This window comes from Paenibacillus sp. GM2FR, from assembly GCF_002803325.1.
Taxonomy (GTDB): Bacteria; Bacillota; Bacilli; order Paenibacillales; family Paenibacillaceae; genus Paenibacillus_AQ; species Paenibacillus_AQ lautus.
This window is the reverse complement of record NZ_MKZM01000008.1, coordinates 1,426,707-1,451,777: the sequence shown is the minus strand read 5'-3', so window position 1 is coordinate 1,451,777 and position 25,071 is coordinate 1,426,707. Positions and strand designations below refer to the sequence as shown.

The following is a 25,071-nucleotide window of genomic DNA, read 5'->3' as shown; positions in this document are numbered from 1 at the left end:
AGTCCTCGTATGGAAGCCGGCTCATCGGGAATAAACCGCAGACTATCCTTGAAAACAAAAAAAGCCGCAAATATCGCGACTTTTTCCTCAATAAAAAGACACCTATCCCAATGCCACATCAAGAATCATCATCAATACAAAACCGAACATCAAACTCATGGAAGCCAAATCCTTGTTGCCTTTTTCTTGCGAGCTTGGAATTACCTCTTCGGCTACAACGAAAATCATGGCACCGGCCGCAAAGCTCAATGCGTAAGGCAGCATGGGTTCTATAAAGGCGACAGCTACCGCGCCGATTACCGCGGCAACGGGTTCCACCATACCCGAGAATTGTCCATAGAAAAAGCTTTTTCTTTGAGACATTCCGTCACCTCGCAGGGGCATGGAAACCGCAACGCCCTCCGGGAAGTTTTGAATGCCGATGCCCAGAGCCAGCGTCAAAGCGCCTACCAGCGATGCTTCAGTCCCTCCGTTGGCAAGCGCGCCAAATGCAATCCCGACCGCTAATCCTTCCGGAATGTTGTGGAGGGTAATTGCGAGTACCAGCAGCGTACTCCGTTTTCTGACTTTTGGATTATACCCTTCCGCTCCTCCAATCGGAGAATTGGGATGAAGATGGGGTAATACCTTATCGATTCCCCATATAAAGATGCCGCCTAATAAAAATCCGAATGCAGCCGGAAACCAGTTCCCGATCGCATTGCCTTCCGACATCTCAATGGCTGGAGCCAATAAGGACCAGTAACTGGCCGCAATCATGACACCGCCAGCAAAACCCAACATACTATCCAGCAGGCGCTGGTTCAATGTTTTTGTAAAAAAAACAAGAGCCGCCCCTAACGCCGTCATTCCCCAAGTAAACAAGGTGGCTAGTAATGCTTGGATAATGGGATTGAAATTCATAAAAAAATCTACCATTAAACAAGGACTCCTTTTATAAATAATATGATACAAATAATATCACCTATTATAGGCCTTACATACGTGTAACGATTATCTAGAGAGTAATCTAAAGTTTATGTACCCGCGAGAGTTCATTCTAATAACAGTCAGTGCAAATTATTATATATCATAATATGCCATCATGGTTGTTATTTATTTTTCTGTAACTCAGGAATTTATAAACGCTGTTTTCCTCCACAGCACTCACCTTTTGGTAAGTACCTGTACTAAAAGTGCATACTTACATCATGGCTGCGATCCCTTTATACTCAAGAAAATAAATCATGCTCAAGGAGGACAAATCTTTGAAAACTCTTGTTATCGTTACACATCCAAGCCTGGAAAACTCGGTTATAAATAAGCGCTGGGTCGAAGAACTCCAAAAATATCCGGAGCGGTATACGGTTCACGAATTGCATCGGGTTTACCCAGACGGAAACTTGGATGTACAAAAAGAACAGCAGCTCATTGAATCGCATAGCAATCTTATTTTACAGTTTCCAATCTATTGGTTTAATTGCCCGTCGCTCCTCAAAACATGGCTTGACGAGGTTTTGGCTTACGGGTGGGCTTACGGTTCAAATGGAGGGGATAAGTTAAAGAAACGCAAAGTTGGATTAGCAGTATCGGCCGGCATAAAAAAAGAAGATTATCGGGAAGACGGAAGGTATCGCTACACGCTTGCACAGATACTAACCCCTTTTGAAACGACCTTCCGCTACTGCGACGCAGATTATCGTTCGTTCTTTGCTTTTTACGGGCAAGAGGCTGCTCCTGGCGGGAACACTCCTGACATGGACCTATCGCCTCCTGATAACGCATTGGATATCAGTGCACGAGATTATTTGAAGTTCATAGACAACCTGTGATGAATGAACGGAATAGAGCCGTTAAAAAAAGAAGTATTTCCTTGTTCAGGAAATACTTCTTTGGATATAACCAATCTTCATGCTTCCCGCTGCACAGCTTCCAGAGCCGGCAAACTGTTCTTCTCTCCCCACTCGCACATCATATGTAACACAGGAATGAGGGACAGTCCGCGTTCCGATAAGGTGTATTCGACTTTTGGAGGGACTTGGGGAAATTCCGTTCTAACGATTAGCTCATCCGCCTCCAGCTCCTTTAACATGATGCTAAGCGTTTTAAAGGATATGGAGCCGATGCTTCGCTTCAGCTCATTATGCCGCATGACCTTTTTTTCCGACAGCCAGTACAGGATGATCATTTTATACTTGCCGCCGATTAAGGACAATGTATATCCAAAGCCGGTGTCTTGGGGTTTCACGCCGGTCGGTACACAGGTCTCAGTCTCACGCATAAGTCACACTCTCCTTCTAATCTGTTCCATTTATCATGTACTGATCATCTTAACATAAAAACAGCACGGGATCGCAAGGAGATCGTAGTCTTAGGGTACGATTTCCGCTGGCATGATGATTATCCGGCCCAGACGTCTTTTACATATTGTCCCGAGGCCTCCAGTCCGGATAACCAGGCAGCAGCCTCTTCCGCATTCACGCCATGTCGGTCCCGATAGGAACGGATCAGCGTTTGTTCCACCTCAGGCGCCATCCGGGAGCCGTCGCCGCAAATGTACATTTGCGCTCCTCCCTCAAGCAGCGACAACAATAAAGCTCCGTCTTGTTTCATTAAATGCTGGACATAGCATTTGTCTACACCGTCAATCCTCGAAAAGGCCGTATGCAGGGTGACCAGCCCTTCTCGCTCCGCCTGCTCAAACTCCTCGCGGTAAAGATAGTCCTGCTCCGGATTCCGGCAGCCGAAATACAGATGCGCGGCACCCAGCTCTTGACCAGCCTCCCGAAGCGCTTGTCTTGCCTGGATGAACCCCCTGAACGGAGCCACGCCCGTACCAGGTCCGATCATGATCATGGGCGTCGCTGGGTCCTCCGGCAGCGCAAAGCCCGACTCAGGAGAGCGTATAAACATCAAGACCTCCGCGCCTGTTTCCATTTGGGCCAAATAGTTGGAAGCTACGCCCCGATATTCTCCCTTGCCGCTCCAAGCACTACCCCGCACGACACTGACCGTGATGCTTGCCGTATTCCGGCTAGCTTTCGGTGAGCTGGATATTGAATAATATCTCGGCTTCAATGGAGGCAGGAGCTCAAGAAACCGCTCAAACGGCAGCTCGCAGGCTTCATATCGCTCCAGCAGGTCGAGCATGGTGATCCGTTTGGCCCGCACTTCGGCCTGATAGTTCGCTTCCGCAAGCAGTTCCTGAAGCTCCTTGGCATGCGGCGGGCATACCGTACAAGCGGCCATTTCCCGAATCTGCGCTCTTGTAGCCGGATCCTGCAGCTCCACGCTGCGGGAGAGAAGGTCGTCCAGGCGGACAGGAATGCCTGTGGGCAAATGTGCACCGCTTCTTCCTTCAGCAGACAAAATAAGGTGTGCACCCGCGTCCAGTTTGAATCTTCGGAGAACACGCTGAACCAGTAACATCGGATTGACCGGAAGCACCCCTAGATGATCTCCTTCCCGGTATTCCGTTCCCGGAGGCAGCGAGATTTCGATATGCTGCGTGATCCTTCCGCTGTCGTCATGCTGTAGATTGCGGCTGTGGATGATACGCCCCGTCACGGCGTGGTAGGTTTCTGCCAGCGGAACGGCCGCCGCACCCTGCACGAACTGGACGGACAAAGCACTGCGTTTCGGCTCATTTACGGACATAAGAGGTAGTCCTAGCGATTGCATCAGATCCGGCCATAAATGCTCCGTCCATTCATCGACTTCCCGCTCAAAATCGCCGCTTGCATCACTTTCGCCGCGCAGGAGCAAACGCTGCGCCCCTTTGACGGCAAGCTGCTCGTCGATGAAGCGGGGAATGCGCTGGTACGTGCTTGCCCAGTTGTGATCTCCGCAGCCGAATACCGCGTAACGGACGCCTTCGATTTCGGATTCATCCGCCGTTTCCAGCCATTCCATAAAAGCTTTGGCATTGGATGGCGGTTGCCCGTTGTACGAGGCAGAAACAATAACTACGACCCCTTCCTTCGGAAGCTTTCCGGCAAAGTCGTCCAGTGCGCCGACCTGGCTGTCGAACCCTTGGTGCTTCGCAGCATCCGCCACCTCTCTGGCAATTCCCTCTGCCGTGCCCAGATTGGAACCGTACAACGCGAGCAGTGGTGTATGATGGGCATGTGCCGCAGAGGTTTCGGACGTGACGTACTCCCGCTTCTCCGACTCGGGTGACACCGTCTTACCTCCTCCTGGAACCAAAAGTGCAGTCCCGTCTTGACGGCTTCGAACTTGAATATGGAACCCTTCCGGCTTCAGTGTGAGTGTTTCCTTCACCTTCAGCTCATAAGGCTGGTTCTCGATCAGTTCAAAATATTTGAGCACTAACCCAAGCACCAAGGTTGCTTCCTGCAGCGCAAACTGCTGCCCGATGCAAGCCCGTTGTCCGTTACCAAACGGTTTGTAGGCGTCATGCGGCACCTTGCTCGGGTCCTCGAAGCGTTCGGGTCTGAACGCCTCCACGTCGTCTCCCCACACACGCGAGTCTCTATGGAGTCCTGGGATCAAGACCGTTACGCTATCCCCCTTCTTGATCGGATAGGTTCCGCCGATCGCCGTATCTTCCTTCGCATATAACGAGAAAGCAGGAGCCGTTGGCCATAAGCGCAGCGACTCGTTGAGTACCATGCGGACGTATTTCAGTTCCCTCACCTGGTTATAGGTCGGAACGGGATCTTTCAGGACGCGGTCCACTTCGCTTATCGCCTTATACAAGGTATCCGGATTTTTCATCAAAAAATAAATGGCAAAGGACAGCAAGCCGCTAGTCGTCTCATGCCCCGCGATAAGAAACGTGATGATCTGGTAACGGATGTTCTCATGATCGAGGCGCTCACCTGTATCAGGATCGACGCCTTCCAGCATATGCGCGAGCAAATCCCCCTCTTCACCGCCATGCGTCTTGCGATCTTGGATGAGTTCATCCACAAGGGAGAACATGAACTGAATATCCTCCTGAAACTGCCGCTTCTTTTTAATCATAAACATGTCTTGGATGCCCAGACGATGAAGCTGGTTCATGCCCTCATCAAGCGCCCGCACCATGCTGTCGATAAATGGATGATTGTCTTCGCGGTAGAAGCTGTTAAACCGGAAATTAAATCCGCACAAGCCGATGGTATCCAGCGTCAGGCGCGTCATGTCGGCAGGAACGTCCACGGTTTCGTCGGGATTGAGCCGAGCCCATTTCTGGATGAGCTGCATGGCAATATCGACCATTTTTGTATGATAGCCTTGCATTGCGCGCTGGCTGAAGCTGGAGAGCAGAATGTTGTGGGCTTTTTTCCAGTTGGGCTCCTGCGTTGCGCTCGTAAACAGTCCATCCCCCGCAAACGGACGAACATTCTGAAGCGGTGCCCAGATTCGTTTATCAAAACGCTTCTCGTCACAAGCGTCCTTGACATATTCATGTCCCGAGACATACAGCTCCTTGCGTCCGCCAGGATATTGAAATTGAAAGATCGGTCCGAGCTCCGAGGCCACCTTCACAAGGGATTGGACCGGAGCGGTGGAATCCAGCAGCGGCAGATTGCCGAGCGGACCGTAGGTTTTAGGTTGAGGCACTAACTTGGTTTGTGTCATGCTATCTCCCTCCATTATTCCTTTAATCTCTTTGTATTCGCCCCTATACTGGGCGGGATGAATCTCGACAGAACTAAATGACCAAAATCGTAATGTGGTCATTTTAAAATAAAAAAGGAGGATTCGACGCTGCATCGTTCGTTTTCACTTACAATGGCTGCCTGATCCTGCCTTTACCCTATCATGATCTGGATATCCCGCACATCTGCCGGAGGTCCGTAATATCCATTAGGTCCGCTGATATTCGATTATTACTTTTCAACCAGGATATGATCCGTTATTGAAACTTTAGGACTATGAATGAAGAATGTTGTTTGAACCGAAATGGCCATAACCCTACATGCAAGCTGTCATTCACGGATCTACGCTGAGTGGATCCTGCCGTAATCCTCATTTTACGCGCTTTAGAGATACGATATGATTAATGCCTATTTTTCCTGCTTTCTTTGGAGGAATCGTGGTTCGTTTGTATTCCTCAAACCCCATCTTTTCGTAGAGTCTCATCGCTGGTATATTCGTATCGGCTACCTCTTCTATTAAAAACTCACGGTATGGAGAAGCTTCAAGTATATGGCCTATGATCAGCGAGCCTACCCCCTGTCCTCGATATTCCGCGGCCGTCCCTACAAACTCAATCGAACACTTTACCGGAGACGGATTCGCAAGTGGCGTTTCAAATTCCTTTTTCAAAAACATGTGCGCAAGGCTGCCCTTATATAATCCCAAATGCTCCCGCAGCTCTTTTTTGTTGAGTTTCACGGATAAAGAGGTGCCGTCAGAACATGCAGCCATCCCAGCCACTTTCTCGCCGGCAACGGCAACATAAAATTGATCCAGGTTAAACATGTGCGCAAAGGCTCTGGCGATTTGCTCCTTATCTTTAGAGAAATATCCAAGCCATTGCGAGAATCCTTCTGCAAAAATACGGGACATTTGAACCCTTGCATCCATTCCTAATTGATCGGCTTTCCTAACTGTAAACATAGTCAATCTTCCTCCTTGAAAAGGAATAATGTGAGTACGCGCGGGGATGGCATAACAAAGTTGTTTTTCAGAATCACTTTCATATCAGCCAGGCCCTGCAATGCCGAATAAAACAACACGGCCATTTGATGAGCATCTCCGGAACGGAAATCGCCTGACTCCTGTCCCTTCTTAATAAGTTCGGCGGTAGAACGCAACAGCCGACCATTTACCTCTAAAACCTCAGCTTGTTTCCGATTGGTTCCATCACCGGAGAAAAACAACTGATTCATGAGTATCAGCAAATTGGCAAGCTCTTCCCCATCTTGCATATCGCGATATATTTCGTCAACGAACTGCGCCAAGAGTTGTTTCGGTGAATCAGCGTTCTCGAAGGTTTGGATGATTTGGATCAAGCCGTCAAGCGCAAATTCAACAAGTTCATTAAACAAGCTTTCTTTTGTTTTGTAATGCCGGTATAAAAGCCCAATGCTAATACCGGCTGCATCTGCTATGTCCTGCACATTCGTGGAGCCGAACCCTTTTTGAACAAAAAGCCGCATCCCGGCAGATTGTATTTTTTGTTTGGTTGCGTTACGCATTTCTTCGTATTGTTCCTTTGTACGTGGCAAGCTGCTTCTCCTTTTTATGAGTGAGTTTTTACTCATTATAAAATATTGTGATTGTAACAACAAGCCAACAGTGAATGTTTTTTTGTAAAAAAATAGGCCGACCAAAACTGCTTGGTCGACCTATTTCGGCTGAATATATATTCTGAATGGAGTCGTGCACGAACCGGATGATATATCCGTTTTCCTCCTCCGAAATGGTTTAGACTACCGTTACATTCCGTAAATCGGCCTTGCTGCCTTTCAGCAGGGCATAGGTCAGTTTATCCATGGTCGCACCGTCGAAAATTGCTTTCTTTGCATTGGTTTTGAATAAGACATTGTGAAACACGGCATTTCGGAAGGAGGTCTTCGCCAAGCCTGTATAATTAAAATTGGTGCCCGTAAAGGTTTGGTTATCAAAACTCACGCCGGATACATCCGATTTGCTGAAATCCGTTTGATCGAAAATGCAGCCGTTGAAGCTGGCGCTCGTCAAGTCGGCCATCGTGAGTTTGGCGTGCGAAAGGTTTGCACCATCAAATATGACGTTCCGAAGATCGCTGCACTTGAAAGAGCTGTGGGTCAAATCCGCGTTGCTAAAGTCCGACCCGCGCAGGTTGCTGTAATTGAATTTCCCATCATGAACGGTTACCTGCTGAAAATCGGAATTCACCAAATTGGTTTTCGATAAATCCATCCCTATCTTCCGTTGAAGTTCCCGGGTTTTAACCGTGATGCTCTCGATAATTTCCGACACGTCTCCGATGGAATTGATCGTCAGCCGGTATGCTTCCGCTTCCCCATAACCTTGAGCCTTCAAATCAACCCATTTCTCGCTCAGATCAAGGAACAATTCCTCTTTCAAATCCTTGACTTCGTTCAAATCCTCATACGGCGAAAAGATGCCGTCCAAATACTTTCTTAATTGATCCTGCATGGCATGTTAACCGCCTTTCTTTTTAAAGTAAATGATCCAAAATGCGTTTAGCTGATTCCCAGTTTTCCTTGTTTAATTCATACGTTTCCCGTCCTCTAGCGGTTACCTTGTAATACTTCCTTCTTCCTCCTTGGGTCTCATCCCCCCAGTAGGAAGTTATATTCCCGTCATGTTCGAGTCGCTTCAAACTTGAATACATGGTGGCTTCCTTAAGCTCGTACTCGCCTCCGGAATTGGCATGTATTAATTTCGATATTTCATAACCATACTTATCGCCGCTCTGGAGCAGCTTCAAAATAATCGTATCCGTATGTCCCCTGAGTAGGTCCGAGGAGATTTTATTTACCACGGCGATCACCTCCACGAATAAAATGTACATCACATTACTATGACTGTCAAGGTATCTCGCCAGTTGTATTATTCAATTGATTATTATACTCAATTTTGAATCGGTTATCAGCAGAAACTTTTTCAGTAAATGTTCACATAATGTTCACTTACGAGGAGCTTTTCCCCATCTCTATAATGACAAAGGTAACTAGAAAGGATGAGGAAATTGCCAACAACGAAGAAAGAGAATTTTTATTTTGGTATGATGATGTGTGTGGGGATGGTCATCATGATGACGACTTACAATTTGATTACTAACGGATTAATCGGACGAATATCACTGGTAGCCCTGCTCATGCAATTCGTTCTGGGCTTTATGATTGCCTTCATGCTGGAGTTGTTTGTTGTCGGACCCGCCGTCAAAAAAATCGTGTTTTCATTAACGCGCAACAATTCCAGTAAAATCATCATGATCGTGGCGATGGCATTTTTTATGGTGATAGGAATGGTGACCTTTATGTCCATATACGGACTGGCGTCCTCCTACTATGCAAACGGCCTCGGAGGAGAATCGCTGCTTGGAAGCTACTTCTCCATTTTCATTAAAAATTTTGTGTTTGCTTTGCCGCTTCAGCTCCTCATTATAGGCCCGACCGTTCGATTCCTGTTTGGCAAGCTGAAAGCAAGCCGCATGAACGAATCCTTCACGACCGTTTAGAGTACGGAAGCTTCACCATAACAAATAAGCCGCGACTTATCGCGGCTTATTTATATTCACGTATGCATCTGCACTTACGTCCACATCCATACGTGATCCACACATACGGAAACTTGCTATGACTGATTCATGGTTCCGATCAGCTGGACGGCCATGCTTGGGCTTCATCCATAGCTTTACGAACATCATAATCCCGGATGTCGATATCCAGCGGCATTCGAAGCGCCAACTTTGCAAGTTGGCTCCCGATAAATGGACCCATCGTCAGTCCGGACGCACCCAACCCGTTTGCCGTAATAAGGCCTTCCCAGCCAGGGACATCACCGATAACCGGAAGAAAACCGGGTGTAAACGGACGAAACCCGACTCGCGCTTCCTGAAACGTGCTGTCAGATAGTCCAGGCGCCAAGGCCAATCCTTTATTCAGGATTTCCTGCATGCCGCCGGCTGTCACTCTCGTATCGTAGCCTTTGACATCATTTTCGTGAGTCGCTCCGATCACAATTTTCTGGTTATCAAAAGAGAGCAAATATTGATCCGAAGGCGGCATGACGACAGGCCAACTGCTTGTATCTTCTTGCTCAGCCGCCTGTACATGCATGATTTGGGCTTTTTGAAAACGAACCTGAAAGTGAATGCCTAATGGCTGAAGCAGTTGGTTAGCCCATGCACCGGCACAAACAATAACCTCATCAGCCGTGAAGCTATTGGCTCCGACAGCTGCTCCGGTTACACGATTTTCTTGGTATAACAATGCGGCATCCCCGTTTATAAGCTTGGCCCCGTTCCTCTGTGCGGACCGGATCAGCGCATCGCGCAGCGCACGACCATCAATACGGGCGGCACCGCTAATATGAACGGAATGATAACCTTCACCTAGCAAAGGAAAACGTTCATGGGTTTCTTCCTCATTCAGCCGGGTAATCTCACCGATTTCCGGAGCATCTGTTTTCCTAATTTGTGCCCGTTCCTCCATCTTGCGGATTTTATCCAAATCGTCATGAATGCTAAGAGCGCCGACTTGTGCGTAGCCTGTTTCTGTCTCGCCTTCGCTGATGAGTTCTTTCACTAACTCAGGGTAAAAACGTGCCCCTGCCTTGGCTAGTTGGTACCACGCCTGATTCCGCCTTTGCGACAGCCAGGGGCAGATAATGCCTGCTGCGGCATCCGTAGCCTGTCCTTTATCTTTGCGGTCTATCATGAGGACTTCCGCTCCCATTTTTGCCAACTGATAAGCAGTCGATGCCCCTAGTATTCCCGATCCAATGACAATCACTTTCTTCATTGCATGACATCCCTTTCCTTAAATCACTGTATCCATTATAGCGAATGCAGGAAAAAAGTATAACGTCCACCATCTAAGGGTTTGGAAATGCGGCTAAAGCATGTCAGCAGGAACATTTCTTCTATACAAAAAAGCCGCCATATAGGCGACTTTACATCCATACCATCTATAGTTGATCGTATGGCTCGGTTACTCTTATTTTTCCATGACAGCAAAATAGTTTTCTTCATAATCCGCAAAGTTGAAAACTCTGCCGGAAGGCATAGTCACCACTTCACCGACCGTGATATTGTGGCTGGTTAAATGGCTGTGCAGCGCCTCGAAATTTTCCGTGAAAAACATTAAAGAAGGTGTGCCCAAATGCAATCCTGGCGACATTTTGGCTACGAGTTCCTTATCATGCAGAATGATGCTTGTTTCTGCTTCCTTCGTAGGAGCGATTTCAATCCATCTCATTTCACCGTTGTTCTCTTCAGCTATGACTTGAAATCCTACCATTTCAGTCCAAAACTTCACAGCTTGATCCTGATCATTCACATACACCATAATTTGACCAATTTTGCTAATCATCGATTGTTACACTCCCTCGCATAAGTAAGATAAATGTCATAACCAGCTTGCTTCTATGATTCCTTTTCTCTTCAGATCATAACATGCCAGATGCATTTATATTTCTTATTCATTGCGATTTATGATTAAATATTGGTTTCATTTCATATGTTGCGCAATGTAAAAAGAAGTGCCCGTCAAAATATTTTGCGGACACTTCTTCACTTGCTGCGAAAATGGTAGTATAGTCAATTATTTTATAGGAAGATTCAACTCAAGATCTTTCAAGTAATTTTTGACGATCTCTCCGTTCTTATCCAGTTTGAATTCGCCCGATGCTGCATTGGGATCTTTGAATTCAGGAGTGAATGGCTTCATGACAATAGATTTTACGTCCGCATCCGGAGCCTCCAGAATAAAGTCGTAATAATAATCACCGTTCTTGTTGTTTTCATCGGTGCCTCTTCCCGATATTCGCTCCAGTTCATTACCTTGATCATCAAGGAAATCATACAGGATTGTTGAATCATGTCCACCCTTCAGAACGAACTGAACTCGAGTGGAATGAGCGGTAGAATGAACCTGCTTTAGCGTCAAGTGGAGATTATCCATTTTTTTTGTTAGGTTAGGCTGAAGAACAACCGGTTTGTTGACTTCTTTTTGAATCGGAATCTCCAACGTGAACGGTTTCTGAACACCTTCCAGATAAATTTTTGCCGTTAACTTGAACTTGTCAGGAAAAGCGTCAAGGTTGCCTCCAAGCAGAGACGCATCGCTCAGTATCATAACCGCATGATTCGGAGCGGAACCCGGTGTTGTGCCTAAGCTTGGTCTCTTCGCCAAATCCCCTCCCCCATATTCGTTTATGGATTTGCCGTCAATAAAGACGTCCATTTGGCGGATAGAACCTTTATCGTGGATATATTCACCGGTCTGCTCATTCCACTGGCCTCCGGTTAAACTGCCAGCAAGCTCTTTACCGCTTCGCTTTAGTTCAACTTTAACATGGTTACCATCGTATAATACGTTGGACGCTCCTAGGGTGATCCCTTGTTGGGTATCGCTAGCTATCTTGGATTTGTTTTGATCCAAGCTCTTTGACGCTTGAGGCTTTGTTGCCGATATACTCGCTGCTTGGGCAGTTCCCCATACTGCTCCTCCCAGAATCATACCTGTCAGCGCCACAGTACTCATTACTTTATACATTGTTTTCATGTTTTTTTCTCTCCATTCGATTTCTATTTTTATATGTTCGTTCGCTATTTGACCAAAACGCGAATTTCAATATCTTTCATGTATTGTTTGATGATGTTGCCTTTGCTGTCCACCTTGTATTGATCGGAGGCACCATCTTTCAACTCAGGCTTAAAAGGCTTTATGGTGAATGAGTTCACATTTTTGCCCAGCCCATCAAGGAGGATATCATAATAGTAATCACCTTTTTTATTATTCTCGTCGGTCCCCCTGCCACTGATCATATTAAGCTGTTTACCTTGATGATCCACAACATCAAAGGAAATTGAATTCTTGTCAGAACCTTTTAGTATGAGTTGTAGTCTTGTCGAAGTAGACGTTATAGTAGCCTTGTTCAATGTCATGCTTAGACCATTCGATTTCTTGGTGATATTTGGCTTCAACACAACCGGCTTACCCGCGCCATTTTGTAGCGGAATATCCAAGGTAAAGGGTTTGCCTACGCCTTCAAGGTTAACAGTGGCAGTGAGCTTGAATTTATCGGGAAATGCCTTGATGTTTCCTCCAAGCTGTGATGCGTCCGTCAGGGTAATGATCGCTGTGTTCAAATCAGCACCTGCTTTCCAGCTTAAACTTGGTCTTTGCGACAGACTCCCGGAACCATGGATGGATTTGCCGTCGATCAGGACACTCATGTCACGAATGGAACCTTTTTCCCTGACGTACTCATTGGTTTTGCTATCCAGTTTCCCTCCCGTAATTCCGCCAGTATATCCTTTGCCGCTGCGTTGGATTGTAATGCTGACATGGTTCCCGTCGTATACTGCCTTAGTAACCCGAAGAGTGATTCCGGATTGTGTAACAGATATGGCTGAAGCAGCAGCCATGATCTGCGCAGAATTGCTGCTGGCACTAGTCTTCTAGGCGGCTGCGTCAGCATGACTCAAAGCTGTTCCCCCAACAAGCATGGCAGCAAATGCTGCCGTAGACATGACTTTACATATTTTTTTCATAGGATCTCCTTGATATGTCTTTTTTGTATTTTTACCATTGAGCATCATACAGTTTATCCAAGCCGACATGATCCACGGGAATGGTAATCTCCAATTCCTTCAGGTACGTCTTGACCATTTCTCCGTTGCTGTCAACTTTATACAAGCCACCGTTAGCCGTGGGATCTTGAAAGACTGGCAGGAATGGTTTAATCGTTATGGATTCTGGTGCATCTTCAAACCGGTCAAACATCAACTCCAGCCTCTGTTGTTGTTGACGATCATCCCGGTAGACTCCCTTCCCGGAAATACGGCCGAGTTCTCTTCCCCGATCATCCCAAACCTCGAACAGCAGATTAGGGTCACCAAGCTTCCCTGACTTGTCCGTGCGTTCAAGATTCACGATGAGATCTGTTGTGATTGGAGTGAATTTCAGCTGCTCCAGCGTAATTTGAAGTCCGTTCCATTCTCTAGTTTCTCCAGAGGAGACTATCATTTGATCGGTATTTTTCCGAACTGGTACATGGATGACATAAGGAGCATCAATTCCTTCAAGTGAGATTTTGGCCGTTAGCTGGAATTGATCCGGCAAGGATTGATTCTGATGTTCTAAACGTGAAAAGCCTATGAGTTCGTACAGTACAACGTTGGGATCCGAAGTCGGCTTACCAATCAGACCCGCTTTATCGCTTAGGCTGGGATCATGGATGGAGGTGCCGTCTATAAGCATCTCCACATCGGTGATGGCCCCTTTTTGATATCTATACGTTGTATCGTTGTTGTCCTGCATAATTTCAACATCCGATATCGATCCGGCAAATCCTTCACCCTCCCGCTTCACGGCCAGGGACAAACGAGTCCCGTCATATACAACCTGCGGTATTCGAATGGTCACACCTTCATGTGTTACGCTGGCGTTGGGTTCAGCTACCAACCCTCGCTCGCCCGCTGTTTGGAGCCCCAGATCATCAGCTAACCTGAAAATGCTGCTGATCAGCGGAATTTTTCTTAGCGACTCTGCCATTGCCGGCGATACATAAGCACTGCTTATGATGCCAATCATGGCCGCCGCGGCAGCAGCTGCTATCAATCCGCGTACCTTAGGGGAACGCTGTTGCCGATTCGATCTCGTTGACATCGGAAGATCTGACAGAAAAGCGTAAACCTCGTCCTGATGATGGCGAATGATATCCGGAACCTCGCTCCGATGCGCCTTCCCTATCTCCCGCAGTTCTTTATCCAAGTCAAAAGGATTCATAGGCCAGCTTCCCCTCCCGATTTTGTTTTACCTGATCAAACAATATTCCCCTCGCTCTGTGGAGACGTGCCCTTACAGCTCCATCCGTGATATCAAGCACGCTTGCGATTTCCTTAATGGGCAAATCCTGAAAATAGAATAAGTGTATAACGATTCGAAGCGATTCATCTAAGCGATCTACCGCTTCACGAAGGTCCAGCTTGTGGCTGTCTTCGTAATAGTTGGATGTTCGTATTCGCTCAGGCACTTCAGCCATGACTACGGTGCGCTCTCTGCTTCGAAGCAGTTGATTGCATTCATTGATCAGAATCCGAATCACCCAGGTTTTAAAGTACTTTGGTTTTTGTAATGTTGATAAAGATTTATATGCTTTAAGTGTTGTCTCCTGAAAAGCATCGGCACAATCTTCATCGCGTTTTAGAATGGACTTCGCCAAGCCGTACAGTTCGGGTTCCAGCCTCCGGAAGAGCTGGATAAACGCTTCACGATCTCCTCGCTGTGCTCTCTTGACTTCATGTTCCAATTCTCGCACGATATTCATCTCCTTTTGAGGGCCCTCTATAAGATTAGATGGACGAGTATATCGAAATGTTATTTTTTCGATAAAAAACTTGATGGGTACCCGTTTGACACATCAAACGTTCATCGTTACTATTATAAATGACTTATTGGTTTTATAGAAAACTAATTAGTTCATTATTGCACATTTTCAAAGAAAGTAGGTTCACCATCATGTCAGATCCATCTGCAATTGTTTGTAACACCCCGGAAGAAAGAGCTTTTACAATCAAGGACATTATGGCGCCATTACTTGCCGTCATCATCGGCACCTTTATGGTCCTGTTGGACAGCACCGTCGTAAATGTCGCTGTACCTACGCTTGTTCAATATTTTGATAGCCCCCTGCATACCATTCAATGGTCGATAGCCGCATACACTCTTGCATTGTCAGCGGTTATCCCTCTCGCGGGTTGGCTGTCAGATAAATTTCAGCCCAAACGGGTATTTCTCATATCGATCGGATTGTTTACGATAGGATCCGTGTTATGTGCTTTTGCCCAGTCAGCCGAGCAGCTCATCGCCTTCCGGGTTATTCAGGGAATGGGGGGCGGCATGGTATCGCCGATCGGAATGGCCATGGTGTACCGTTTGGCGCCTCCGGATAAAAGAGGTTCTATTATAGGAATGTTTGGAATACCATTACTGCTTGCCCCAGCGCTCGGTCCCGTATTATCCGGATGGTTGATTGAGTTTGTCAGCTGGCAATGGATTTTTCTGATCAATCTCCCCATTGGCATGATCGGATTATTCGTGGGAATCAAACATCTGCCTTCCTTTCCAGGAAAGGAGGCTCCGTCCCTGGACATGGTTGGCATGATACTTGGACCCGTGGCTTTTGCCATGATTACTTATGGGGTCAGTGAGGGAGGGGTAAGCTGGACTTCCACCAGAACGTTGTCCGGAATCATCATCGGCGGAATCGCGCTGCTTCTCTTCATTTGGTCCTGCTTACGGCAAAAACAACCGTTGCTTGAACTGCGTGCGTTCAAATCGGTTGATTTCACACGCGGTATCATCATCTCCTGGATCATGCAGGCTGCCATGTTCGGCTCCGTGCTTTTGTTCCCGCTGCTGCTGCAGCAGATTAGAGGTTTTACTCCGCTGATGACCGGGCTAATCCTGCTGCCACAGGCAGTCGGTTCCATGATCTTTATGCCTATGGCAGGCAAGCTGTTTGATAAAGTGGGAGCACGTCCCCCGCTTGTGGCCGGAATGACACTGATGAGCATTGCATTGTTCACAATGTCCTTTGTTCGAATCGATACCCCTTTATTCCTTATCATGATCGTGCTGTTTCTAATGGGCTCCGGCATGGGGTTATCGATGATGTCCCTAAATACGCATGTATTAAATGCAACGCCTAAGCACCTTGTAAGCCGGGTTACTCCACTTACAAGTGCGTCGCAGCAGGTGATCGCTTCTTTTGCCGTCGCAGGATTCACTGGATATTTATCTTCCCGGATGACATCAAACCTGCCGAGTAATCCTGTTGGAACCAACCCGCTGGAATCCCATGCAGCCTCCTTTGCGGACACCTTTTTCCTGGCTGCCTGCATCGCATGTTTGGGACTGGTTCTCAGCTTATTTCTTAGAAAACCAAAACAAATAACCGATGAATCTTCGTTCGATTAAAAGGCGGATATCGAATCAACCACAATAACCGTTATACATAGGAGGAACTTACTTGAGATTCGGAGAAATGGTTATCATACTATTCATTATCGCTCTGGCTATAGCAACGATTTGGGGACCCCGTTCGAAGAAAAGCCAGCTGATTTACTCGTTAATCGCGCTATATATCGTTACGGTTGTGCAGATCATCGTGGAGGATTGCCGATGGCAAATGATTCCTTGTTATGCGGCTTCCGTTATCCTGACGATTTGCATCATTTTTAGAAAACATGAAAAACAACAACGCAGTAAGAACAAGAGAAGGTGGATAGCCTGGTTGTGGACCACGATGTTGTTCTTTTACGCATCGGTCATGGTCGCATTGCCGCTCTTGCTCCCCGTATTCACATTTAATCAACCTCAAGGGCCCTATTCTGTGGGAACATCGATATACCACTTTGTTGACTATGAACGGCCCGATGAGTACTCTGCCGATCCGACGGATCACCGCGAGCTGATGGTACAGATATGGTATCCTTCCGAACCCGACTCGGGTGAAGAAACCGAACCCTATATCCGTGATGTAGCAGCCATTACGCAAGGTCTCGAACAGGCATTGTCTTTTCCTGCTTGGACATTGAACCATCTGGGCCTCGTGAAGACCCATGCCTACAGCAACACCCCGCTGTCTTCCATTGAGGGGGAATATCCGATCTTGATCTTTTCACATGGCATGACGGGTTTCCGCAACCAGAATACCTTCCAGATCGAAGAGCTGGCCAGTCATGGATATATCGTGGTTGGAATCGACCATGCCTATGATGCCGCTGCCACGGTTTACCCGGACGGCCGGGAGATTTTGATCAACCAGCACACTCTTTCAGGCTTTACAGCGCTTGATGAGCACATGACACTATGGACTCAGGATGTATCCTTTATTTTGAATCGGCTTAAACAAATGAATAAACAGGATGAACAGGACCGTTTTACCGGCCGACTTGATCTGGAGCGAATCGGCATGTTCGGGCATTCTTACGGTGGAGCCACCGCTGCCCAGATGCTGCTGAAGGATTCTCGTATCAAGGCTGCGATCAATATGGATGGAACCTTATATGGAGAACCGATGCCCGGCACGGGACTGAATAAGCCATATTTACAGATGAATGGTGAGAAAAGTATCGATCGGTCGGTATTCGACAATACGCTGGAACAAGCCATGGCGCAAAGCGGCCGTACACGGGAGTATTACGAGGAATTTTGGAAGGAGACGGTACGGCGTCGCATGAATGCTCTGCAAGGGGGCGGATACACGATGACGATTCCGCATACTTCCCATATGAGTTATACGGATTTTCATCTATTCTCTCCGCTGCTGCCTAACCCGGGAGAGGATCCAAGGTCGGTTCATCGCATCATAAACGAGGTAAGCGTTGCTTTCTTTGACCAGCATCTCAAGGGAATACGGAATAACGCCATGGATGAACTGTCGAAGAAATATCCGGATATTATGCTCGTTCAAGAATAAGTGCCTTTTTTGTGCCTGTGGATTAGCTCTGCAAAAAACGATATGATAATGATCGAATCCGTTTTTTGTACATCGTTAAGGGGGCCACGCTATGAGCTTGTTAAAAGAAAAAATATTGCAATCGGCTATTCGTTCCTTTGCCGAAAAAGGATATCAAGCTACTTCGATTCAAGATATTGCGGATGATTGCAGCATCGCTAAAGGCTCAATCTATAAATACTATGGTTCCAAAGAAGAGCTGTACATCCGTATTCTGGAGAAACGACAGCAAGATATGATTGATGCCGTAGAGAAGATCCGCAAAAAAGGCTTATCCCGCAGGGAAACATTTATTGAGGAGATCGCTTACCAATTCGATTTTTTCATCGAGCATGGATATTATATTTCGCGTGATCACAACGAGCTCCCACCGGCAAACAGTGACAAGATCGGCACCGTCATTCATCAGCTCCAATTGAAGATGTTTCGTTATTACCAGAATATTTTGCTCCGTCATTACGGGGATTCCATAGCGGAATGGAAATGGGACGCTACGGCCGTCTTTAACGGATTGATCCGAGAGTTTACCTTTCATGTATTGTTTGGATTCAAACCGCTCATTCAAAAGGAATTGGCTGTTTTCATCGCTGAGCGAATGGATGATCTCGTGCTGGGATTGGAACAACGTGCTCCCCGTCCCCTACTCACCGACGAACTTATGAAGGAATATTCGATGATTGATTTAGAAGCACTTACCTATACGCAGGAAATACGAAGAACGGCGTTGATGGATACAATCGAGTCGATTATCCCGGATATGTCCATAACGAACTCCAGAAAAAAAGACTTGTCTGAGGTAACGGCGATGCTGCGGGAAGAGTTCACCGCAGAACGTCCCCGACACTTTTTGATCCAAGCGCTGCTAAAGGATCTCTATTCGGAGAATGAGCTAGCTTTTTACACGAATCAACTGCAGCAGTTGATTCGAGAAAGTCATTGAGAGGATAACCAAGGAAGCCCTGTCTGTCTATTCACATTGAATCTGTACCTTCGAATCATTCAAAGAAAAGAAGCTGCATGTTTTGCGGCTTCTTTTCTTTAGGTGCGTATGATGTCACTTGTATTCGACCTTCGCTTGATCCCCATTTCAATGTATCTCCCCGCATTCTGCTTGTTCTAACTCCAGTTCCCTGCACGTCCCCATAAGCATAATGCTTGTAATTGCAAATAAAATCATCATCACATTCCTCATCCTACATCCCCTTCTTATATGTTCAATTAACTCCAGTCTAAACCATAATGAAAGATTCTCTTATCGATTAACCTTTCTACAAGCTTACATTGTTGTAAGACACGCTGATCAAAACAGACGGTTCCCTATTTATGAATGTCCATACGGCTTGAAAACAGGCTGAATACGATAATTATAGATGTACATGAGAGAGTGGTGACGTTGTGAAGCTGATGGATGTAAAAGGCGCCTACGATATGATCATTAGCTTGGGCAGCTGGTGCGGGCCATCAGTCAATTTACGGCAACGTCAACGAAGACGCTTTTCTTTCCCGCTTGATTGGATGATATCGAGCTCGATTTCGGATGTTACCTCGGTTATTGAGCTGCAAGAATTGGATTGGGGGATCGACGGCGTTTGCACCCTCCAGGCCCCATCGACCGTCCAAATGATGAGTCCTTTTGGAATCAAGCGATGGAAGAACTGTATTTGACCGGCTACTGGAAGGTCTAGGTATACTGTAAGAACGTCCAGTTGACATGACAATGAAATGTAAAAAAGCTGCCGCTAATCAGCGGACAGCTTTTTTTTGAAATATCCTCTTAAGGAACATTGACTAGCTAATACATACTCCCGTTCCTTCTCGGGATAACGGTCTTGTTGTTCCTTAAATTTCTTGATTGCCATCAAGCTCAACGATCTTTGTGGCCACATTGTCGCAAAATGCACGATCATGCTCCACGAACAGAATGGTCGGTGCAAACTCGAGCAATAGCTCTTCAATTTGCATACGAGAGATAACATCGATAAAATTAAGCGGTTCATCCCAAACGTACAAATGAGCATGCTCACTAAGGCTTTTAGCGATCAGCACCTTCTTCTTCTGTCCCCCGCTATAAGTCGAAATATCCTTTTCAAATTGAAGTCTGGAGAAATCGAGCTTTCGCAGTATGGATTTAAACAGGCTTTCATCAATCCCGCTGCTTATGGCATAATCCGTCAAACTGCCTTGAAGGTGGGACGTGTCCTGAGATACATAGGATATCTTAAGCTGGCTATCCCTGCTGAAATGACCCGTGTATTGCATCTCTTCTCCGCATATCAGCTTAAGGATACTGGATTTACCTGAACCGTTTTTACCCGAAAGGGCAATCCGGTCCCCTTTTTCAATCGTAAAACTCAGGTTTTCACACACCGTCTTAGGGCCATATGAAAGAGAGACACGCTCCAGCTCGACCAGCTGTTTTTTATGATAATCGAGTTGGAACATCTGCAGACTCTCGGAACTCTCGATATTTTTAAGCAGCTTCGATTTTTCCTCAATGGCGGACTGCTGTCGCTGCTCCAGGTTTTTGGAGCGTTTCATCATTTTAGCTGCCTTATGGCCGATATAACCTTTATCTACTTTGGAGCCTGAATTTCTGGTGCCGTTTTTGGATTTTTCCACTTCGTGCGACCAATTCCCCGTTCTTCTGGCAGAATCGGTTAAACGTTTAATATCTTTCCTGAGTTTCTCATCACTGGCAAGCTCAAATTGATCCTGTCGCTGTTTATTTTCCCACCATGCGGAAAAATTGCCTTTTTGGATCTCGATATTGGTTTTATTGATGGACAGGATGTGGTCTACACAGTGATCCAAGAATGATCTATCGTGAGATACCAGAATAAATCCGCTTTTCTTGCTGAGATAGTCGCTGACCAATTTTCTCGCATGCATGTCCAGGTGATTGGTCGGTTCGTCAATCAAGAGGAAGCGGTTTTCCTTGATAAACAACGCAGCCAGCATAACTTTGGTCTGCTCTCCGCTGGATAATGATGCAAAAGGCCGGTATAGTACATCTTCCGAAACCTTTAACAAGTTAAGCTCGCGCACGATTTGCCAATGTACATACTCCGGATAGATCTCCTCGATGATATCCAGAGTGAGATATTCCTTGTTCTCGACATGGTAAGGGAAATATTCGAAGCTCACGGAGGCCGAAATATTCCCGCTGTACTCGTACTTGCCTAGCAGCAGATTGAGAAACGTGGTTTTCCCCCTGCCGTTTCTTCCGGTAAATCCTAATTTCCAATCGGTATCGATTTGAAAGCTCACTTGTTCGAATATCGGATCAAAACTGCTCTCATAAGCAAACGAAAGGTTTGAAACATTGATTAATGACATTTTCATCTTTCCTCTACGGTAAAATTTCAGAACGAAAAAAAGCGCAGAAACACCAGAAATCCGGTGCGTTCTTCGCTACGTTAACCAACTATACCATAAAGAAACAAGCGAAGATCAAGCTATCGCTAAGTTTGTCTGCATATAAGTATAGAAGGATAAAGTTCCGGTATCTGATTGGTTATGGTGTGAACCTTGTCTATGTTTCCCAGTATCGACAGGTTCACATAAACATCTACAACCTCTAATTCAGTCATCGCTTTATCCCTCCTTGATCTGATCCCGTTATCGTGTGAATATTAAAAAACTTAACATGAATGCTACCTATTGGTCAACCTGTGTGGAGTTACATCGAAGCATAATTCAGAATAAGGACTTCTCGGTTCTGATCATCTCGGCAAAAAAGATCCGACCTAACGATCTTGCGCATTTAACTAGTAGCTGATAGGATAATTCGAGTGGTAGATGAATTGCCGCCCTACATTTTGGATTATAAAGCAGGTGACGTATTATGAATTTGTTAAAAGAATTTAAGACCTTTGCGCTTAAGGGGAACGTGCTCGATTTAGCCATTGGGGTTATCATTGGTGCTGCTTTCGGCAAAATCGTATCCTCATTGGTGAGTGATATCATTATGCCGGTGTTTGGATTGATTCTTGGCGGGGTGGATCTATCAGGACTAGAGGCGACAATCGGGGATGCAACCCTGACGTATGGAGTATTTCTTCAAACGGTCGTAGACTTCCTGATTGTCTCCTTCTCGATCTTCATGTTCATCCGTACACTGAACCGCTTTAAACGTAAGGAAGAAACGAAGGCGGAAGAACCGCCGGCTCCATCAAAGGAAGAACTGTTGTTGACAGAAATTCGCGATTTGCTGAAACAACAAAATAAGGCTTCCGAAAAATAATATGCATTCGATCTGGAGAGTGTGTTTTCGATAGGAGAACACGCTCTCTTTTTTTCTCCTTCTTCCAGTTCTCTCCCATAGGAATAAAAACGCCAGCCATATCCTCCCACTCATGTTTGATTGACAGATCATGCCAAATAGAATTATAATCCTTACTAAACCTAGTAATATAGTATAGATTTTCATTGAGAGACAGATCACCCCCACCGTATGGGGCTGTCCATAAAGGGAGATGTGGTATATGCCGAGTGTTCAAACGTTCAAAGCAACTGCCCATTTGCAAGAAGGGGTCAAGGTTGTTACTAATGTAAGGCAGTTCGAGTTAGTCATCGATGAGCCGAAAAGCCTTGGAGGTACGGATACCGGAATGAACCCCGTTGAAGCTCTGCTCGCGTCCCTGGGGGCATGCCAATCGATCGTAGCCCGTGTATATGCGCCAAAATTCGATGTGATCCTTGAAGATTTCAGAGTTGAGGTAGAAGGCGACCTGGACCTGGATGGATTCTTTAACCGCTCGGACGTACGCCCAGGATACTCCGATATTCGGTACACCTTCTACATCAAAACCCCTTCGTCCGCCGAGAAGGTTGAGCAGTTCGTTGAATTCCTGGAGCGTAAATGCCCAGTGGGCGACACGATAGCTGCGCCGGTACATTTGAAGCTAAATCGCATCGTCATCGAGAACGAAGTGACAAATTCTTAATGCATCTACATATATGGGCTGCCAGGTTGCACAAAGCAACTTAGCAGCCCTTCTTTTTCATCGTCATCTATACGATGGATTGTCCCATGGATCATTGGGTTATTTGTTGTGAACAGCATAAAGGAAACGGCAATAACCGATCTCAGCAGCATTTTTCATCAGTTCTAGATTGAGCCAGGCTGCCAATTCATGAAAAGGCTTATCAATGAAAGGCCATAACGTTCGTTCCGTAGAAAGGAACGCTTCGTCCGTCAAAGCCGACATTTCCCGTTTCCACTCGCTGCTCAATTCATTTATTCTATCCCTGGTCTCTTGGATGTTACCCTTAGAATGGATCTCTTCACGGGCCAATGTCCCACTGCCGAACGAATGATTCAGCACCATAGACCACCAGTATGTGATATGCCATGTCAGCCATGATATATTCGGCGGGCCCATTTCATACTCCTCGGATTCCGGCCATTCTGCCAGCCAGATTTCAGATTCACGGAAAACGTGGAGCCCCTTTGAAGCAGGTCGCCAATGAAACTCCTCGTCTTGAAGCCCCGCGAGATGCAAGTCGAGCAGCTGCCAAGCGATTTGGAACTGGAAATCAAGAGTACTTCGAATGACTCCGGTCGGATTAGGTGAAAATTGTCCAGCTTGCATTCCACCCCTCCATTCTGCGCAAATTTATAAACATTGTTTGTTTTTGTCTATTGTATTGTAAACATAATAAAATAATGTTTGTTTAATGTCAACGTATATCCGTAGAATAACTAATACAAAAAAGCCGCAATTATTATGCGGCTATTATCTGGTGCCTATGCCCGATTCGGATAACCGGGTAGCTTTTACGATATAGGAAGCCAATCCTGGAATCATCCTGGCGATGCCTGGATAGAAGCGATTGGTTTTGGCGAAAGCGAGGTTCTGAATTCTCCTTGCCCTTCTGAGAAGCTCCGTAAACGTACGATTGGCTTCAAGTGTATATTCTTTTCGCCATTGAACGAAGTTTATTTCTCCCTTTAAATATTTGTCTGTCCAGCCAGAGCATAGCAATGATGATCGCAGAGCAACCGACATCCCGTCCCCGCACAGCGGCGGAAGCATCAGCATCGCATCGCCGATGTGAGGATATTCCGACCATGGATGCGGTGTATGGGATAAACGAAGCGGAGCAATGGATACCTGCGTTCCCGATACAGGCTCTCCTTCAGCCATCCGTTCGGCCAACCTTCTGTTCGTCCGTGAAGCGGCCCGGAGAATGTCAGGCACCGATTTGCCGCTGCCCTGCACGGAGTTCAAGGACAGCAACGCGGCCACATTGACCGTTCCATTTTCAATCGGCGATATCCCGACATAACCCCCATCGCAAAAATACAGTTCAACACGGGCCGGTATCGTAATGCCGCTAAAATGCGATTTTACGCCGACATAGACGGTGTCATCCCGATATTCCTCGGCAGCGGCCACGGTACGCGGCTTTTTTGTACCATATGCACCAATGACGACCCTTGCCTCATATCGAACGCGCTCGTTCCCTTGCCTCGCATCGACTTCATACCGATGATCACCCAGCTTCTGAATACCGGTCACGGTTGTTCCCGTGACAATTTCCGCACCCGCGTTCACTGCATTCTCATGAAGAAGGCGATCGAGCTCATAGCGGCTGATGCCGGTTGCCTGTCCCGGTAACGGAGCGTTAATCTCACCGCCGTGTGACATCACGATTTTGGCATGATCCATGGAACTAGGCTTAACCTCTTCACCCATTAGATGGACGCCTAGATAATCCAGCATCTCTTGGGTCTCTGGCGACATGAATTCACCACAGGTTTTATGGCGCGGAAATGATTGCCGATCCAGCAATATCGTACGATGCCCTTGCTTTGCAAGCTGTAGTGCACAGCTGGTGCCGGCTACTCCCGCTCCGATGATTATGACATCCGCTTGCTTTGACATATATGAACACCTGCCTTATAGCTTTACCTGAAGAACATTGCTT

The 25,071-nt window shown here is 46.6% G+C and carries 24 protein-coding genes; 8 read left to right on the top strand and 16 right to left on the bottom strand.

Annotated elements, in window-relative coordinates; translation table 11 throughout:
• Positions 1–102: 102 nt before the first annotated feature.
• The gene (locus tag PAEVO_RS06750) at positions 103–918 is read right to left on the bottom strand and encodes a ZIP family metal transporter (RefSeq protein ID WP_100536861.1); all 816 of its coding nucleotides are present in this window, start codon (positions 916–918) and stop codon (positions 103–105) included.
• A 329-nt stretch (positions 919–1,247) separates the two neighbouring features.
• Here PAEVO_RS06750 and PAEVO_RS06745 point away from each other — a divergent pair, with 329 nt between their 5' ends.
• On the top strand, positions 1,248–1,811 hold the full coding sequence (locus PAEVO_RS06745; protein ID WP_100536860.1) for an NAD(P)H-dependent oxidoreductase: 564 nt from the start codon (positions 1,248–1,250) through the stop codon (positions 1,809–1,811).
• A 77-nt stretch (positions 1,812–1,888) separates the two neighbouring features.
• Here PAEVO_RS06745 and PAEVO_RS06740 read toward each other — a convergent pair whose 3' ends face one another.
• The 6 genes from PAEVO_RS06740 to PAEVO_RS06715 all read right to left on the bottom strand — a co-directional run bounded on the left by PAEVO_RS06740 (position 1,889) and on the right by PAEVO_RS06715 (position 8,455).
• The gene (locus PAEVO_RS06740; RefSeq protein WP_100536859.1) at positions 1,889–2,260 is read right to left on the bottom strand and encodes a winged helix-turn-helix transcriptional regulator; all 372 of its coding nucleotides are present in this window, start codon (positions 2,258–2,260) and stop codon (positions 1,889–1,891) included.
• Positions 2,261–2,379: 119 nt separating this feature from the next.
• Positions 2,380–5,565: a bifunctional cytochrome P450/NADPH--P450 reductase gene (locus PAEVO_RS06735; protein ID WP_100536858.1), complete on the bottom strand. Its 3,186-nt coding sequence runs from the start codon at positions 5,563–5,565 to the stop codon at positions 2,380–2,382.
• A gap of 390 nt (positions 5,566–5,955) precedes the next feature.
• Positions 5,956–6,549 (bottom strand): GNAT family N-acetyltransferase, encoded by a 594-nt coding sequence (locus PAEVO_RS06730; protein ID WP_100536857.1) that lies wholly within the window; start codon positions 6,547–6,549, stop codon positions 5,956–5,958.
• A 2-nt stretch (positions 6,550–6,551) separates the two neighbouring features.
• The gene (locus tag PAEVO_RS06725; RefSeq protein WP_100536856.1) at positions 6,552–7,160 is read right to left on the bottom strand and encodes a TetR/AcrR family transcriptional regulator; all 609 of its coding nucleotides are present in this window, start codon (positions 7,158–7,160) and stop codon (positions 6,552–6,554) included.
• A gap of 199 nt (positions 7,161–7,359) precedes the next feature.
• Positions 7,360–8,076, bottom strand: a complete 717-nt coding sequence (locus tag PAEVO_RS06720) for a pentapeptide repeat-containing protein (RefSeq protein ID WP_100536855.1) — start codon at positions 8,074–8,076, stop codon at positions 7,360–7,362.
• A 22-nt stretch (positions 8,077–8,098) separates the two neighbouring features.
• The gene (locus tag PAEVO_RS06715; protein WP_100536854.1) at positions 8,099–8,455 is read right to left on the bottom strand and encodes a PadR family transcriptional regulator; all 357 of its coding nucleotides are present in this window, start codon (positions 8,453–8,455) and stop codon (positions 8,099–8,101) included.
• 177 nt (positions 8,456–8,632) lie between these two features.
• On the opposite strand from PAEVO_RS06715, the gene PAEVO_RS06710 reads away from it, so the two are divergent.
• On the top strand, positions 8,633–9,124 hold the full coding sequence (locus PAEVO_RS06710) for a DUF2798 domain-containing protein (protein WP_100536853.1): 492 nt from the start codon (positions 8,633–8,635) through the stop codon (positions 9,122–9,124).
• Positions 9,125–9,263: 139 nt separating this feature from the next.
• On the opposite strand, the gene PAEVO_RS06705 is transcribed toward PAEVO_RS06710, so the two are convergent.
• From PAEVO_RS06705 to PAEVO_RS06680, 6 genes are all read right to left on the bottom strand, one after another.
• Positions 9,264–10,409, bottom strand: a complete 1,146-nt coding sequence (locus PAEVO_RS06705; protein WP_100536852.1) for an NAD(P)/FAD-dependent oxidoreductase — start codon at positions 10,407–10,409, stop codon at positions 9,264–9,266.
• Between the two features lie 195 nt (positions 10,410–10,604).
• Positions 10,605–10,979, bottom strand: a complete 375-nt coding sequence (locus PAEVO_RS06700) for a VOC family protein (protein ID WP_100536851.1) — start codon at positions 10,977–10,979, stop codon at positions 10,605–10,607.
• Between the two features lie 231 nt (positions 10,980–11,210).
• Complete coding sequence (locus PAEVO_RS06695; RefSeq protein WP_100536850.1) at positions 11,211–12,173, bottom strand: DUF5643 domain-containing protein; 963 nt, start codon at positions 12,171–12,173, stop codon at positions 11,211–11,213.
• 44 nt (positions 12,174–12,217) lie between these two features.
• Complete coding sequence (locus PAEVO_RS06690) at positions 12,218–13,039, bottom strand: DUF5643 domain-containing protein (RefSeq protein WP_100536849.1); 822 nt, start codon at positions 13,037–13,039, stop codon at positions 12,218–12,220.
• A gap of 157 nt (positions 13,040–13,196) precedes the next feature.
• Entirely contained in the window at positions 13,197–14,402 is a 1,206-nt protein-coding gene (locus tag PAEVO_RS06685; RefSeq protein ID WP_100536848.1) for a DUF4179 domain-containing protein, read from the bottom strand.
• The gene (locus PAEVO_RS06680; protein ID WP_481856486.1) at positions 14,389–14,934 is read right to left on the bottom strand and encodes a sigma-70 family RNA polymerase sigma factor; all 546 of its coding nucleotides are present in this window, start codon (positions 14,932–14,934) and stop codon (positions 14,389–14,391) included. Before PAEVO_RS06680 ends, PAEVO_RS06685 begins: the two co-directional genes overlap by 14 nt.
• A gap of 200 nt (positions 14,935–15,134) precedes the next feature.
• On the opposite strand from PAEVO_RS06680, the gene PAEVO_RS06675 reads away from it, so the two are divergent.
• The 4 genes from PAEVO_RS06675 (at position 15,135) to PAEVO_RS06660 (ending at position 19,803) form a co-directional block, all read left to right on the top strand.
• Complete coding sequence (locus PAEVO_RS06675) at positions 15,135–16,595, top strand: MDR family MFS transporter (RefSeq protein ID WP_100536846.1); 1,461 nt, start codon at positions 15,135–15,137, stop codon at positions 16,593–16,595.
• A gap of 52 nt (positions 16,596–16,647) precedes the next feature.
• Positions 16,648–18,099, top strand: a complete 1,452-nt coding sequence (locus PAEVO_RS06670) for an alpha/beta hydrolase family protein (protein ID WP_100536845.1) — start codon at positions 16,648–16,650, stop codon at positions 18,097–18,099.
• 91 nt (positions 18,100–18,190) lie between these two features.
• A complete protein-coding gene (locus PAEVO_RS06665; RefSeq protein ID WP_100536844.1) occupies positions 18,191–19,078 on the top strand; it encodes a TetR/AcrR family transcriptional regulator in 888 nt (295 codons plus the stop codon).
• 488 nt (positions 19,079–19,566) lie between these two features.
• The gene (locus PAEVO_RS06660) at positions 19,567–19,803 is read left to right on the top strand and encodes a DUF1796 family putative cysteine peptidase (protein WP_243390653.1); all 237 of its coding nucleotides are present in this window, start codon (positions 19,567–19,569) and stop codon (positions 19,801–19,803) included.
• A gap of 174 nt (positions 19,804–19,977) precedes the next feature.
• Here the strand turns inward: PAEVO_RS06660 and PAEVO_RS06655 are convergent, their stop codons facing one another.
• Complete coding sequence (locus PAEVO_RS06655; protein ID WP_100536843.1) at positions 19,978–21,474, bottom strand: Lsa family ABC-F type ribosomal protection protein; 1,497 nt, start codon at positions 21,472–21,474, stop codon at positions 19,978–19,980.
• 508 nt (positions 21,475–21,982) lie between these two features.
• On the opposite strand from PAEVO_RS06655, the gene mscL reads away from it, so the two are divergent.
• Together mscL and PAEVO_RS06645 are read left to right on the top strand one after the other, a co-directional pair.
• Positions 21,983–22,381, top strand: coding sequence for a large conductance mechanosensitive channel protein MscL (gene mscL, locus PAEVO_RS06650; RefSeq protein ID WP_100536842.1), 399 nt, complete (start codon positions 21,983–21,985; stop codon positions 22,379–22,381).
• Between the two features lie 241 nt (positions 22,382–22,622).
• Positions 22,623–23,084, top strand: a complete 462-nt coding sequence (locus PAEVO_RS06645) for an OsmC family protein (RefSeq protein ID WP_100536841.1) — start codon at positions 22,623–22,625, stop codon at positions 23,082–23,084.
• A gap of 99 nt (positions 23,085–23,183) precedes the next feature.
• Here PAEVO_RS06645 and PAEVO_RS06640 read toward each other — a convergent pair whose 3' ends face one another.
• Both PAEVO_RS06640 and PAEVO_RS06635 read right to left on the bottom strand, forming a co-directional pair.
• Positions 23,184–23,732 carry a DinB family protein gene (locus tag PAEVO_RS06640; protein ID WP_100536840.1) on the bottom strand — a complete coding sequence of 183 codons (549 nt, stop codon included), beginning with the start codon at positions 23,730–23,732 and terminating at the stop codon, positions 23,184–23,186.
• A gap of 144 nt (positions 23,733–23,876) precedes the next feature.
• On the bottom strand, positions 23,877–25,028 hold the full coding sequence (locus tag PAEVO_RS06635) for an NAD(P)/FAD-dependent oxidoreductase (protein WP_100536839.1): 1,152 nt from the start codon (positions 25,026–25,028) through the stop codon (positions 23,877–23,879).
• Positions 25,029–25,071: the final 43 nt, after the last annotated feature.